Genomic DNA, 14,230 nt, shown 5'->3' on the forward strand with positions numbered 1-14,230 from the left:
GGCCTCCCCCGCCGCTAACTCACCAACTGGTTACAACACTGTGTCAGACTTTGGTCGATGTCAAGCACCGCCAAGCCCTTCTTGTATGGAAGACGAAAAACGGCACGAACGCAAGCTGTTCAGCAGCCGTTCATAATCTGTTCATCTATGTGGCTCAACTCGGGCGCGTGCGCAGGTAATCTAGCACCATCTGCACCGCTTGCGCCTCCCGCTCCTGCACCATGGCCACGCTAGCAAGGTCACGGTCAAAGATCACCGACAGGGTCGCCATGTTGGAAACATAGAAGAATCCGAGTGCCGCGATCGAGATATAAAGCTGCACCGCATCCACATCGCCGCGGAAAATGCCGGCCTGATTGCCGCGCCGCACGATCTCGGTGATCTGCCCGACGAGCGGCGAATGGAGCGCCCGGATATCCGGCATGGTCTTGAGAAAGCGGGCATTCTCCAGATTTTCGGTCCCCAAAAGCCTTGGGAACCAAGGGTTTGCCAGGAAGTGGCGGAAGGTGAACCGCACCAGCCGGTCCATGGCTTCCACCGGGCCATATTGGTCCAGACTCAGCGCCCGCTCACCCTTGCGGATCTCGCCATAGGCGTCGAGCAGCACCGCGCGGTAGAGATCTTCCTTGTTGCCGAAGTAGTGATAGAGCAGCCGTTTGTTGGCGCCCGCCCGCTCGGCAATGGCATCCACCCGCGCACCCTCAAAGCCCCGTTCGGCAAATTCAGCCCGCGCCGCCACCAGGATCGCCGCCTTGGTCTTGCCGGAGTTGCGGGCCCGCTTGACCCCATTCTCCACTCCACTCGGCGCCTGATCCATCTGCCTCCTCCAAACCGAGCTGCCGCGCCGCCCTACCCCCGACGGATACCAGCCGCACCAGCGGGGGTAAAGTGTTTCAAAGATGAACTGGGAAGTGCATTGCTTGAGGCCGCCGGGGAGCGGCCCCTTGACTGCATTGCCTTTCCGCGTGTACGCAAGTAACTAAACAGTTACGCCGAAAGTGGCGCGGGGGAGAAAACAGCATGGCGCAGCAGCGACTTGGCCTGATCATGCATGGCGTGACAGGTCGCATGGGGTACAATCAACACTTGGTCCGCTCGATCCTGGCGATCCGCGATCAGGGTGGCGTGGCGCTGAGCAACGGCGACCGCCTGGTGCTCGACCCCATTATCGTGGGACGGGATCGCGAGAAAATCCAAGCACTTGCCGAGAAGCACGGTATTGCACGCTGGACAACAGACCTCGACGCCGCCCTCGCCAACCCGGAAGACACGGTGTTCTTTGATGCCGGGACCACCCTGATGCGCGCCGAGTTGCTGGAAAAAGCCCTCGACGCCGGCAAGCATGTTTATTGCGAAAAGCCGATCTCCGACGATCTCGACGTTGCCGTTCGCCTCGCGAAAACCGCCCGCGCCTCGGGCCTCAAACATGGCGTCGTGCAGGACAAGCTATTCCTTCCGGGCCTTCTGAAGCTCAAAATGCTCCGCGACAGCGGCTTTTTCGGCAAAATCCTCTCGGTGCGCGGTGAGTTTGGTTACTGGGTATTCGAGGGCGATTGGCAACCAGCGCAGCGCCCGTCCTGGAACTACCGCAAGGCGGATGGCGGTGGCATCATCCTCGATATGCTCTGCCATTGGCGCTATGTGCTCGACAATTTGTTCGGGGAAGTGCAGGCCGTGTCCTGCCTAGGCGCTACCCATATTCCGGAGCGCGTCGACGAAAAAGGTCAACGCTTCAAAGCAGATACGGACGATGCGGCTTATGCTACCTTCGAACTCGAAGGCGGCGTCGTGGCCCAGATCAACTCCAGTTGGACCACTCGTGTGCGCCGCGATGACCTTGTCACCTTCCATGTCGATGGCACGCTTGGCTCTGCCGTGGCCGGGCTGCACAAGTGTTGGACCCAGCATCGCGTCAATACGCCAAAGCCCGTGTGGAACCCCGACCAGCCGCAAACCATGGACTTCTTTGGCGATTGGGAAGAAGTGCCGGACAACTGGCCCGCCCAAAACGGCTTTAAAGCCCAGTGGGAAATGTTCCTGCGCCATGTTGCCGAGGATGCGCCTTGGCCCTATGGGCTCGAAGCGGGTGCCAAGGGGGTGCAGTTGGCCGAACTGGGTCTCAAGAGCTGGGCCGAACGGCGCTGGCTGGATGTCCCCAAGCTGGAGTTTTGAGGCATGAGCGAGGTCCTCACCCAGCCCACCATCCGGCTGCTCAATCCCGACCGGTCAATCACGCCCTACCGGCTCACCGGAGACCCCATTCCTTTCGTCAAGTTCAAGGCGCAGGATTTCCCGCGCGTTGCCTATGCTGCGGCCCATGTGGTCGCCGATCCCCTTGCCAGCAACGATCCGTGGCTTGCGCCCGCTATCGACTGGGACACGACGCTCCAGTTCCGACATCGGCTGTGGGATCTCGGACTAGGTGTCGCTGAAGCCATGGACACCGCCCAGCGCGGCATGGGCCTAACCTGGACCGAGGCGCAGGAGTTGATCCGGCGTTCGCAAGCCGAGGCACGAACGCGCAGTGACGCATTGATCGCCTATGGCGCCGGCACTGACCATCTGGCGCCGGCGCCCGATGTCACGATCGACGACATCATCAAGGCCTATGAGGAGCAGGTCGGCTTCGTGGAGAAAGAGGGTGGTCGGGTTATCCTGATGGCCAGCCGCGCCCTTGCCGTTGCCGCCAAGTCACCCGACGACTATGCGCGCGTTTATGGGCACATTCTCGGGCAGGTGCAGCAGCCGGTGATCATGCACTGGCTAGGGGAGATGTTTGATCCGGCGCTGCAGGGTTACTGGGGCAGCATAGATCATGATGCGGCGATGGATGTGTGCCTTGATGTGATCGCGGCCAATGCCAACAAAGTCGATGGCATCAAGATTTCGCTCCTGTCAGCGCAAAAAGAGATTGCGATGCGCCGACGCCTGCCCGCATCCGTCAAGATGTATACCGGCGACGACTTCAACTATGCCGAACTTATTGCCGGAGACGAGCATGCTTATTCCCACGCCCTGCTCGGGATTTTCGACGCTATCGCCCCGGCCGCATCGGCAGGCCTGGCTGCGCTTGGCCGTGGCAATACCAATGAATTCTTCGATCTGCTCGAACCTACAGTGCCGCTGAGCCGCCATATCTTTGCGGCTCCAACGCGGTTCTACAAAACGGGCGTAGTGTTCCTGGCCTATCTTAATGGCCTGCAGGACCATTTCACCATGATCGGTGGTCAGCAGTCGGCCCGTTCGCTCCAGCACCTCTGCGAATTGTTCCGCCTTGCTGACCGCGCTCGCGTGCTTGCCGATCCTGATTTGGCCACGAATCGGATGCGCGCTGTACTTGAGGTCCACGGAGTGGAGGCATGAACGGAGGGATTTCGCTGAACCTCGCCACAACGCGGCAGCAATGGGGCTTTGAGGAAGCGGTGGATGGTTGCTTGCGCCACGGCATCACGGCCATTTCGCCCTGGCGCGACCAGATCGAGGCCATCGGGATCGAGGAAGCCGCCAACATCGTGCGCAGCAATGGCCTGCGGGTCACCGGCGTGTGCCGCGGGGGCATGTTTCCCGCTGAAACAGCACTAGGCCGGCAGGCTAATATCGACGACAATCTGCGCGCCATCGACCAAGCTGCCGCCCTCGACGCCGACTGCCTCGTGCTCGTGGTAGGGGGCCTTCCGGGTTCTTCCAAGGACTTGCCGGGCGCGCGGGGAATGGTGGCAGAGGGGATTGCTGCCATGCTGCCCCATGCCCGTGCGTCGGGAGTTCGCATTGCCATCGAACCGTTGCATCCGATGTATGCCGCAGACCGCGCCTGCGTGAACACGATCGACCAAGCGCTCGATATTTGTGCATCGCTGGACGAGAGCGTTGGCGTTGCCATCGACGTTTACCATGTCTGGTGGGATCCCCACCTAGCAGAGGCAATCGCGCGGGCGGGGCGGATGAACCGCATCTTTGCCCACCATATCTGTGATTGGCTGGTGCCCACGACCGATATGCTGCTCGACCGCGGCATGATGGGCGATGGGGTGATCGACCTGCCCGCCATTCGGGCAATGATCGAAACTGCAGGCTACCATGGTCCACAGGAAGTGGAGATTTTTTCGCGTGACAACTGGTGGCAGCGGCCTGGAGACGAAGTGCTGGACGTGATCAAGGAGCGCGTGGCAACGGTCTGCTGAAAACGCAAAAAGCCCCCGAACCAAGCGGTCCGGGGGCTAGACTAAGCAGCCCTACATACGGGTGTAGGTCAGGGTCTGGCAGAGAATGGCTGCGCGGCAGCCCTGGATGTCGATGGTATCAGGGCTCGTCTGGGTGACGGTGGCCTCAGCGCTGATTCCACCCGCGGAAAGCGCGCCCTTCCATTCGTTTGGACCGGTCTGGGGCGCCTGCATCACCATCTTGCCTACGAAAGCCAGGTTCTCTTCGGTAGCGGACTCACCTTCGAGATTGGTCAGCACGCCGCAAAGATCGGTGCCGCTGTCGCCGCAAAGCGAGAACTGGAACGAGGTACCGTATTTATCCACGAAGTTGCCTTCCGGGGATGCGGTGTTAGCGGTGGAGGCGGCCTCTTGGGCAAAACTTGGGGCAACAAAAGCAGCACACAAGACGCCAAGGCTCAGAGCGTATTTCAAAGATTGCATGAGTTTCTCCGTGGACAACAACGCCCGCCCCACGCAGTCGTCCTTGTTAATCGATGGGTGGGTAACGCGCCTTGTCTCAGGCGGTTGCTTGATAGACCCCTATTGGCGCCGGAAAGTGGCAGCAATCTCGATATGGGTGGATTGGGTGAACTGATCCACCGCAACAAGGTCGCTCATAGTAAATCCGGCGCCGATCAGCAGCGCTGCGTCCCGAGCGAAACTGCGCGCGTCACAAGAGACCATCACCACCACTCTGAGCTTGGAGTTACTGAGCTCGCGCACCTGCGCCTCGGCCCCGGCGCGGGGCGGATCAAGCACCACCGCATCGAACTCGTTGAGTTCGAACTGCGTCAGGGGATCGCGGAACAGGTCGCGAGCCTTGGCAGTGACCTCCCGCAGACCTTTGGCGTAGCGGCGCGCCTTGTCGAGTGCTGCGATACCGGCCTTGTCGGTGTCGGCGGCGTAGAGGGGCCTTGCCTCAGCCAGCCGCAACGCGAACGGGCCGACACCGCAAAATAGATCGGCCACCTTTTTGGCCTTGCCCACCGCGCCGAGCACATAATCCGCCAGCGCTGACTCGGCGGCTTCAGTGGCCTGCAGAAACGATCCGATCGGTAGCTCAACCGTAGCTCGACCCATGGACACCAGCGGCGCTTGGGCTTGCAGTACCAGTTCGCCATTGAGCGCTAGGCGAGCCAAGCCGAACTGGTTGACGAGTGGCTCGATCCGCTTGGCGCGCGCCTGTTTTTTTTCTGTCCGAACGGCCACATCGAGCCCCGTTAGCGTGGCGGTGAAAGCCACATCGGCCTCACCCAGGGTTGCCATCACCGCCGCGGCGATCCGCGGGGCGCGAGAGAGCGCGGGCACCAGGATAGGACAGGCATCGATGGGGTAAACCTCGTGGCTACGCAGGCGCATATACCCAGGGCCTTCGCGCCGCGCATGCAAGGTAGCCCGGCGGCGTCCCTGCCCAGCCGCATCGATGAAGCGCTCAACCTTGGCATCCAAGCCGGCATAGCGTAGCTGCGTTTCGATGATGCCGGTCTTGAACGCTTCGTAAGCGGCGCGTTCGAGATGCTGGAGTTGACAGCCGCCACAAAAGCCGAAGTGCGGGCAAAAAGGCGTGATCCGCTCAGGTGCGGGCGCTAGCACCTCAAGCAGGGTGCCTCGCTCGCCGTCCGCCTCGATCACCACTGTTTCGCCGGGCAGCGCCAATGGCACGAAGACCTTGCGGCCATCAATCTCGGTGACGCCCTCGCCCTTGTGGCCGAGGCTTAGAATAGTGGCGGTGAGGGTCATAATCATCCAATGGCTTGCCCGCCGTGCAGTATCCAAGGGGAAGGCGGCGGGCAAGCAAAGCTTATCAGGGTAGCCGGTACGGAGGGCCGCGTGGCGCCTTTAGTCGCCCGGGCGACTTACATATTCGAGCAGGCTAGCCAGCCCCACAAAGGGAATACCGGCATGCTCGGAGAGTCCAGAGGCACAAGTGGAGACCGTCGAAACACCCAGCGTGCAGCCTGGCGGAATATCGTTCTTGGCAAATCGGCTGGCAAAGCGGTTGAGTTCGGGGATGAACAAGCCCTTGTCGCCGGCGTAACCGCAGCAGGTGACGGACGACAATACCGCGATCTGGCTGGCGCAGGCGCGGGCGATCGCCTCCGTAGCCCCCTGCTCACCCAATCGCTGGGCCGAACAGTTATGATGCACAGCCACGACCGGCAGATGCCGCGTGACGGTCAGCTGCGGCAGGATATGGGTGACGATGAACTCGCTGGAATCCAGCACCGGCGCGCCTTCGGGAGCGCCGCGCAGGTGCTTGGCGCAAGTGGAAGCGTCGGTGACGGTCAGGTCCCCTTGCAAAGCCGAGAGTTCGTCCAGGAGCGCGGCGCCTACTTGCACGGCTTGTTCGGGAAAGCCCTTGGAGTGGAATGGCTGGCCGCAGCATTGGCCATTCAGGTGGTCGGGCATAACAACATCGAACCCGACACGATCCAGCAGCGCCAGCATGGCGTCAGGTACGGCAAGAAGATCAAACTCGGTCTTGGGCGCGCCGAACATGCGGGTGGCGCAGGACGGGAAATAAGCCACGCGCTGGCGCCCGCCTTGCACGATGGGCACGGGAAAACCGGTGCGGCGAGGACCGTCGCGGGAACTGACGGGCGGGGCCTTTGGGGCTCCAGGGCCAGGTTTAAGGGTCCGCGAAACTCGCGGCACATGCTTGTCGGTCAGCCGGCGGGCGGTTTCGGTCACCGTTTCAATCAACGGCGCCGAGACAACGGCCTTAGCCGCGTCCGCAAGCGCCACACCCCCACGCATGAAGCTTTCAATAGCGCCGGTATGATCGGCGGCAAAGCCGGCTACCGAACGGGCAAAATCGGTACGGCGCTCACCGCGTTCCTTGATGATCCTTGTGCCCGTTTCGATACCCACGGGGCACCGAAGGGAACAAAGATTACAGGCGGCACAGGTGTCAATGCCGGCGTAGCGGAAGTCATCGTCGAGACGAGCCAGGAGTGCCGGATTTTCCCCGCTGGCCCGTAGCCGAGCCCGCTCTCGCGTCACAGCAATGCGCTGGCGTGGCGACAAGGTCATCTGGTGGCTGGGACAAGCAGGTTCGCAAAAACCGCATTCGATGCACATGTCGATGAGCTCATCGGCCAGCGGCATCACCTTCAAGTGCTTCACGTGAATCTTTGCGTCGTCGTTGAGCAAGACGCCGGGGTTGAGCAGGTTCTCCGGATCAAAAAGGGTCTTGATCCGGCGCATTACGCCGTATGCGCGCGAACCCCATTCAGCTTCCACAAAGGGCGCGATGGCGCGGCCTGTGCCGTGCTCCGCCTTGAGCGAGCCGCCATAGCGGATCGAGACAAGCTGCGACAATGCGACAGAAAACGCATCGAACCTCTCGGCCGAGCCTGGCTGGGAAAAGTTGTCACTCATCTGGAAATGGAGGTTTCCCGCCAGGGCGTGGCCGAAGATGATGGCATCTTCGTAGCCGTGGTCATCGAGCAGCTGGCGCATGTCGATGACAAAATCGGCGAGTTGGTCGATCGGAGCCGCCACGTCTTCGGTGAGCATCGAGGTGCCCTTCGGCCGCGCCGCGCCGCCGGAAGTGAAGAACCCCTTGCGGATATCCCAAAGCGCGTGTGACCGGGCCTCGTCAGTGGAAAAATCGATATGAGTGGCGTTTTCTTCAGCTAGGATCGCTACGGCCTTTTCGACTTCGCGCTCGAGCGTTTCCGCGTCTGGAGCCGTGACATCGATCAACACGGCAGGCGAGTGATCCGTCAGCCAGGGCAGGAGCGGCGCCATGGGAGCCAGATGCTCCACCGTCGCCAAGGCCCGCCGTTCCATATATTCGGCTGCAGTGACGCCAGTAGTCACATGTACGCCGCCATTAGCGAGCCGGATAATGGCGCGTGAGGCGGCGTAGGGATCGGGGAACGGCACCAGCGCCGTCGACTTAAAGGGATGCTCGGGCACAGTGTTGTAGGTGACTTCGGACACAAAGCCCAAAGTGCCTTCCGAGCCCACGATCAGATGCACAAGGATGTCGAGCGGGTCGTGGTAGTCGACCAACGCATTGAGTGAGTACCCGACAGTATTCTTGATCGCGTATTTCTTGCGGATGAGGGCAACAAGTTCCGCGTCGGCCATGACTTGGGCGTGAAGCGCGGCAATGCCGTCGAGCAGATCAGCGCGGTTCTGGCGGAACGATTCACGTGAAACGGGATCGCCGGAGTCGAGAACTGTGCCATCGGTGAGCACGATTCGCAGGCGCGCCATGGTGTGATAGGTGTTCTGGGCAACGCCGCAGCACATTCCGGACGAGTTGTTGTTGACCACGCCGCCGATCTTGCAGGTGGCCTGACTGGCTGGGTCGGGACCAAGCTTCTTGTTGAAGGGCTTGAGAGCACGGTTGGCGTGCGCGACGATGATCGCGGGCCCTAGCGTCACTTGCTCGGCGCCGGGATGGATGTCGAGCTTGCGCCAGCCGTCGCCGAGAACTGCAAGCACCCCATCGGTCACGGCCTGACCCGACAAGGACGTGCCGGCGGCCCTGAAGGTTAGCGGCAGGCCCTCCGCACGGCAGGCTTGCATTACTGCCTGCACATCGGCCTCGGAATTGATGAAGACAACGGCAGCCGGGATAAGCCGATAAGAAGACGCGTCGCCGGACCACGCATAGGTCATCAGCGGGTCGGTCATCATCTTTTCGGATGGGATCACGCCCTTGAGGCGCGCGACGAGCCGTTCGCCCGCGGCCTGACGATCAAGCGGGGGCTGGGTGACAGGGGTAATGAGAGCTTGCTGCATCTCAATCCACTAACATGTTAGTAGCTGCGTCGGAAGCGGCTCACATCCTTGTTGGGCAAAAAACTGCCCGGCTCATGCCGGGCAGCCAGGCTTAGCACTCAGATGTCGACGTCGTCATCAGGGTGCGTCCCGAGAGCCGTCAAATCAGCTGCGGCACGGTGAAGGATAGTCGCGGCTTCTGTTTGCCGCTGGCGCGAGTAGTGGCGGGCCGCCTTGATGGCAGCCTTGAGCGCTTTACGGGCTTCATTCAGGTCGGGAACGACGCCTTTCATGTCGGTGTCGGATGCGTGTTCAGCAGCCGCCCCCTGTTCGCCGCTGGAGGACGCGCCGCTGGCAGCGTCAGACCCCTCGGGCCGATCGCCGCCAAACGGCCAATCGGTACGGGCGAAATCGCGGAACCGGTGCACCTGTTCGCCTGCTTTGGCGAGAAAGGCCAACGTGCCCTCGATCGCCTCGCGATTGTCTGCCAAGTGGGCACGGCCGGCATCGGTGATGGTATAAAGCTTCTTGTTACCATCGGCAGCGGAGGTCACATAGCCCGCTTCCTCAAGGAAGGTCAGAGCGGGGTAAACCACGCCAGGACTTGGAGCGTAAAAGCCGCTAGAGCGCTCTTCCACGGCCTTGATCAGATCATAACCGTGCCGGGGCTGCTGTTCGATCAGATACAGGGCCACCAGCCGCAGATCGCCCGAAGCTAGCATGCGGCCGATGCGGAAATTTCCGCCGACATTGCCCAGAAGGCTCGCATCGGCTTGGTAGGCCAGACGGCCCCAGCGCCGCGCCATCTGTTCTAGTCGCCGCCAGTTCAGTTCGCCGTCACGTCCAGAAGGTGCCATGATGTGTCTCCGATATATCTCAATTCCCCGGCTGCTTACATTGGGTCCGCAAAAGAGCATTCAAGATATATCTCGAACAAAATGCTGAGCACGAAAAAGCCGCCCCCTCAGGTGAGAAGGCGGCCAAGATATTTTAGGGTGCTAAGTGGCTAGAGCGTTGCGCCTTCGTTGGCGCCTTCGATGAGGTTGCGATCGAACTGGCCGTTGCGGCGGAAGCGCCACATGTAAGTGGGCAGGATAGTATCCATCGAGGTCGGCACGATGCCGAGCCCTTCCAATGTTCGCTTCTCGCGGATAGCCGCTTCGGACACGACATTGTCGACCCCAAGCAGTTCCACTTGATCCTTGGTCAGCAACGGCTGGCCGGGGAGGATCGACAGTGGCAGAGCCAGGAGCTTGGCCATCCCCGGGGAGAGCGGCACCAGCGGGCGTTTGCGGGCTGTCTCGCGCAGTATGCGGGTCAGAAGCTCCCGATGGGTTTCAACCTGCGGCCCACCCAGTTCGTAGATGCGACCGCCTTTGACCTTGCCGCTCGCGGCAAGCGTCACTGCATCGGCAACATCGCCAACATAAACCGGCTGGAAGCGGGTGTCGCCACAAACCAGAGGCATGGCCGGGAACATGCGGGCCAGCGAACCCATGAGGTTAAAGAAGCCATCGTCCGCGCCGAACATCAGCGAAGGGCGCAGGATGACCGCTTGGGGGAAGGCGGCCAGCACGGCGGCCTCGCCGGCCAACTTGCTGCGGGCATAGGCGCTTCGTTCCGCCCGATCCACCCCGAGGGCCGACAGATGCACGAGCACCGAAGCCCTCGCAGCCTTGGCAGCGGCCGCGACGGTCTGAGCGCCTTGAGTATGAACGGCATTGAAGGTCTGCGCCCCGCGTTCGCCGCCAATACCAACAAGGTTGATCACCACATCCGCACCGGCGACCGCTCGCGCCACCGAAGCTGCATGGCGCAGATTGGCCTGAATTGGCTGGATCTGCCCGACATTGCCATAGATCGTAACATGGCCCGCCAGGTCAGGACGCCGCACGGCCACCCGGATGCGATACCCAGCCCGAGACAGCGCCTGGACCACTTGGGTGCCTAGGAACCCCGAGCCTCCGAAGATCGTCACCAGTTTTTCGTTGAGGGGGTCCATGGCAGGCTCCGGCAGCAATGGAAGGGCAAACTAGCCGTGCTCTTAGCCTAAGGCGCGGGATTGGTCGAGAGGCGGTGGATGCACGCTCTTGACACAAGAATTATGATGTTCCCTATTTGTTTCAGGGAGGCGAACATGACTGACATGAACATTTATTCGGGCGGATGCCATTGCGGCGCCGTCCGTTACACGGCCCAGACCGAGTTGGACAGCCTGATGACCTGCAACTGTTCCCGGTGCAAAAGGCTGGGCTGGGTGATGCAGCCCGTCCCCGCGGTCCGGTTCAATCTGCTCCGCGGCGCGGACAATCTCACCCTCTATCACTTCAACACCAACACCATTGATCATCTGTTCTGCAAAACATGCGGCATCGAATCGTTCGGGCGGGGCCGGGACGAAAACGGCACCGAAACGGTGATGATCAACGTCAACTGCCTCGATGATGCACCGCCAGTTAACACTGGTGCCGTGACGCATTGGGATGGGGCTAATATGTGAATTGAAACAATAGGCGTTGACATCGGTCGGCGCCGGCCCTAACAACGCCCCGCCTGCCCAGATGGCGGAATTGGTAGACGCGCACGGTTCAGGTCCGTGTACCGCAAGGTGTGGAAGTTCGAGTCTTCTTCTGGGCACCATTTTTCAAGAAGGCCGGCCGCTGTGAAGCGGGCGGCCTTCTGGTTTTTGGTCTTGCCTTTTCAATGCCCTGATGCTGTGCCAAGAGGAACGCTGCATCCGTTTGTTGAGATGAATATGACCCCCAGACTGCATCGCGGCGACCTGCCCGACCTTTCGCGCTATGGCCGCGAGGTGGCGATTGACACTGAAACTTTGGGCCTGCATCCGCATCGCGACCGCTTATGCGTAGTGCAGCTGTCGCCCGGTGATGGCAGTGCCGATGTGGTGCAGATTCCGGCCGACAGCAACGAGGCGCCCAATCTCGTTCGACTGCTCGCCGATCCTGAGCGGACCAAGATCTTCCATTATGCCCGTTTTGACGTGGCAGTGCTCAAGCACCGCTTTGGCGTGGTGGCCGGTCCGGTCTACTGCACGAAAATCGCGTCCAAACTGGTACGCACCTATACGGATCGCCATGGGCTCAAGGACCTGGTCCGTGAGTTGCTCAATATCGATCTCTCCAAGCAGCAGCAAAGCTCGGACTGGGGGGCCGAAAAGCTCAGCGACGCACAACTCGATTATGCCGCTTCGGACGTGCTTTACTTGCACGACCTCAAGCGTCATCTCGATCGGATGCTCCGGCGCGAAAACCGAACCGAACTGGCCCGGGCTTGCTTTGACTTCCTTGCCACCCGATGCGAATTGGATTTGCTGGGGTGGGATGAGACCGACATCTTTGCCCACAGTTAAGGCGTGGGCCTGTCCTTGACGGAGCAGCACGCCACGAGCACTGACCGCCCTGCCACCTACCGACGCTTGCAGGGCCGCAACCGCATAGTGGGCGTGTTACGCGTTGCGGTTCCCGCTCTCGGGGCGGTGACCCTGCTGCTGCTGGTAGGGCAGATCTACCTGTCCAGCCTGCTGGATCAATTCAGTATCGGCGAAGTCAGCATGGATCGTGAGAGCATCCGGGTGGAAGCACCCGAATATGCCGGAGTCTTGTCCGACGGCTCCTCTTATCGGGTGCGGGCGAGCGACGCGCAGGCGATGCTCAATTCGACCGAGCAGATCGCCTTGCGCGACGCCGCCCTCAACGTTGTGCGCCCCGATGGGGTAGTGTTCGATGCGAGCGCTGATAGCGCGGTTCTGGACACAGCTCAAAGAGTGGTTCGGATCGAGGGCGCGTCCGACATCAGTGACAGCACCGGCACCAGCGGCACGATCGAGCAGTCGGTATTTGATTGGAGTGCGCAGACGCTGACCGGCGGTGGCCCGGTCGTTATCCACTATGCCGACGGCACGGAGTTGACCGCTGCGGGAATGCAGTTCGACGCGGAGGCGAGCGTCTGGACATTTAGTGGCGCCACCGTCACCCTGCCCCACACGCCTGGAGCCCAGCCCCGATGATGATGCGATCGCTGTTGTCGATTTTGTTGCTGCTTTGCCTGTCTGGGCTGGCCGCAGCGCAGGACCGCGTCGCCATTACGGCGGACCTGTTCACCCTCAACGAGGCAGAGCGGGAGGCGGTGTTTACCGGCAATGTCGTGGTGACCCATCCAACGGTGAAGGTCTGGGCCACCAAGGTCGTTGCCACCTATGGCGCTGGGGGCACTACCGATATCGAGACCTTTGAGGCCACGGGGGACGTGAAGCTCGAAACACCCGACCAGACCGCAACGGGAGAGCGGGCCGTGTTTACCCCGGGCGATCAACTGCTGCGCCTCACCGGCAATGTGAAGGTGACCAATTCGGGCGGCACGGTGGATGCCGGCGAACTCGTCGTCAATCTTGCAACCAATGTGTCTACCTTCACCGGTGGCAAAGGCGGACGCGTCACCGGCGTGTTTACCTCCCAATGAACGAGACGCGCGCCCAAGGCCGAATTGACCAGACCGGATGGCTGGTTGCGCATAGCTTGGCCAAGAGCTTCGGCAAGCGCGTCGTCGTGCGCGATGTTTCCATTGCCGTGCGGCGGGGCGAGGCTGTGGGCCTGCTGGGTCCCAACGGAGCGGGCAAGACTACGGTTTTCACCATGATCATGGGGCTGGTCAAACCCGATGCAGGCGATATCCGGCTCGATGGGCGACCAATTACCCACCTGCCGCTGTTCCAGCGCGGCCAGTTAGGCATTGGCTATTTGCCGCAGGAGCCATCGATATTCCGCGGCCTATCGGTGCGCGGCAACATCATGGCCGTTTTGGAGAACCATGTTCGGGGGCGCAAGGCACGCCAAGCGCGCCTGGAAGCCCTGCTCGACGAGTTTTCGATCTCGCACCTCGCCAAGGCCAACGCCTTGTCCCTTTCGGGCGGCGAACGCCGGCGGGTGGAACTGGCGCGCGCCTTGGCGGCCGACCCCGTGTTCATGCTTCTTGACGAACCCTTTGCCGGCGTCGATCCGATCGCGGTGGCCGAGGTCAAGGGCCTGGTTAAGCAATTGACGCAACGCGGCATCGGCGTGCTCATCACCGATCACGCGGTGCGCGAAACCCTGGGTCTGGTGGATCGTGCTTATGTGATTCATGGGGGCAAGGTGATGATCCAGGGCAAGCCCGAAACGATCAGCACCGACCCTGATGCCCGGCGCGTTTACCTCGGCGAGAATTTCGCCATCTGAACCGCAACCGCCTTCTTGGCATGGAACTTGCCCTGGAACTGCAACTGAGTCATGTTG

General features: G+C 61.4%; 14 protein-coding genes and 1 tRNA gene. 9 read left to right on the forward strand and 6 right to left on the reverse strand.

Annotated elements, in window-relative coordinates; translation table 11 throughout:
• Positions 1-154 precede the first annotated feature (154 nt).
• Positions 155-817, reverse strand: a complete 663-nt coding sequence (locus AC3YOG_RS04005) for a TetR/AcrR family transcriptional regulator (RefSeq protein ID WP_127755073.1) — start codon at positions 815-817, stop codon at positions 155-157.
• A gap of 203 nt (positions 818-1,020) precedes the next feature.
• Between AC3YOG_RS04005 and AC3YOG_RS04010 the strand changes: the two genes are divergently transcribed.
• From AC3YOG_RS04010 to AC3YOG_RS04020, 3 genes are read left to right on the forward strand one after another with little or no spacing between them, the layout of a single operon-like run.
• Positions 1,021-2,172 (forward strand): Gfo/Idh/MocA family protein, encoded by a 1,152-nt coding sequence (locus AC3YOG_RS04010; protein WP_489934168.1) that lies wholly within the window; start codon positions 1,021-1,023, stop codon positions 2,170-2,172.
• 3 nt (positions 2,173-2,175) lie between these two features.
• On the forward strand, positions 2,176-3,363 hold the full coding sequence (locus AC3YOG_RS04015; RefSeq protein WP_489934169.1) for a dihydrodipicolinate synthase family protein: 1,188 nt from the start codon (positions 2,176-2,178) through the stop codon (positions 3,361-3,363).
• Entirely contained in the window at positions 3,360-4,181 is an 822-nt protein-coding gene (locus AC3YOG_RS04020; RefSeq protein WP_489934170.1) for a sugar phosphate isomerase/epimerase family protein, read from the forward strand. Before AC3YOG_RS04015 ends, AC3YOG_RS04020 begins: the two co-directional genes overlap by 4 nt.
• Before the next feature lie 51 nt (positions 4,182-4,232).
• Here AC3YOG_RS04020 and AC3YOG_RS04025 read toward each other — a convergent pair whose 3' ends face one another.
• The 5 genes from AC3YOG_RS04025 to AC3YOG_RS04045 form a co-directional block, all read right to left on the reverse strand.
• Positions 4,233-4,643: a hypothetical protein gene (locus AC3YOG_RS04025; protein ID WP_489934171.1), complete on the reverse strand. Its 411-nt coding sequence runs from the start codon at positions 4,641-4,643 to the stop codon at positions 4,233-4,235.
• Positions 4,644-4,742: 99 nt separating this feature from the next.
• Positions 4,743-5,942: a class I SAM-dependent RNA methyltransferase gene (locus AC3YOG_RS04030; protein ID WP_489934172.1), complete on the reverse strand. Its 1,200-nt coding sequence runs from the start codon at positions 5,940-5,942 to the stop codon at positions 4,743-4,745.
• A gap of 99 nt (positions 5,943-6,041) precedes the next feature.
• A complete protein-coding gene (locus tag AC3YOG_RS04035) occupies positions 6,042-8,960 on the reverse strand; it encodes an FAD-binding and (Fe-S)-binding domain-containing protein (protein ID WP_489934173.1) in 2,919 nt (972 codons plus the stop codon).
• 98 nt (positions 8,961-9,058) lie between these two features.
• Positions 9,059-9,796, reverse strand: a complete 738-nt coding sequence (locus tag AC3YOG_RS04040) for a PadR family transcriptional regulator (RefSeq protein ID WP_489934174.1) — start codon at positions 9,794-9,796, stop codon at positions 9,059-9,061.
• 149 nt (positions 9,797-9,945) lie between these two features.
• Positions 9,946-10,941: a complex I NDUFA9 subunit family protein gene (locus AC3YOG_RS04045; RefSeq protein WP_489934175.1), complete on the reverse strand. Its 996-nt coding sequence runs from the start codon at positions 10,939-10,941 to the stop codon at positions 9,946-9,948.
• A gap of 144 nt (positions 10,942-11,085) precedes the next feature.
• On the opposite strand from AC3YOG_RS04045, the gene AC3YOG_RS04050 reads away from it, so the two are divergent.
• The 6 genes from AC3YOG_RS04050 to lptB all read left to right on the forward strand — a co-directional run bounded on the left by AC3YOG_RS04050 (position 11,086) and on the right by lptB (position 14,173).
• Entirely contained in the window at positions 11,086-11,439 is a 354-nt protein-coding gene (locus tag AC3YOG_RS04050) for a GFA family protein (protein ID WP_489934176.1), read from the forward strand.
• Positions 11,440-11,494: 55 nt separating this feature from the next.
• A tRNA-Leu gene (locus AC3YOG_RS04055) sits at positions 11,495-11,579 on the forward strand.
• A gap of 115 nt (positions 11,580-11,694) precedes the next feature.
• Positions 11,695-12,309 (forward strand): ribonuclease D, encoded by a 615-nt coding sequence (locus AC3YOG_RS04060; protein ID WP_489934177.1) that lies wholly within the window; start codon positions 11,695-11,697, stop codon positions 12,307-12,309.
• 15 nt (positions 12,310-12,324) lie between these two features.
• Complete coding sequence (locus AC3YOG_RS04065) at positions 12,325-12,966, forward strand: hypothetical protein (RefSeq protein WP_489934178.1); 642 nt, start codon at positions 12,325-12,327, stop codon at positions 12,964-12,966.
• Positions 12,963-13,418, forward strand: a complete 456-nt coding sequence (locus tag AC3YOG_RS04070; protein WP_127755062.1) for an LptA/OstA family protein — start codon at positions 12,963-12,965, stop codon at positions 13,416-13,418. Before AC3YOG_RS04065 ends, AC3YOG_RS04070 begins: the two co-directional genes overlap by 4 nt.
• Positions 13,415-14,173 (forward strand): LPS export ABC transporter ATP-binding protein, encoded by a 759-nt coding sequence (gene lptB, locus AC3YOG_RS04075; protein ID WP_489934179.1) that lies wholly within the window; start codon positions 13,415-13,417, stop codon positions 14,171-14,173. The genes AC3YOG_RS04070 and lptB overlap by 4 nt, the downstream gene beginning before the upstream one ends.
• The last annotated feature ends 57 nt before the right edge of the window (positions 14,174-14,230 follow it).

It is taken from the genome of Devosia sp. Z6_126, from assembly GCF_058133495.1.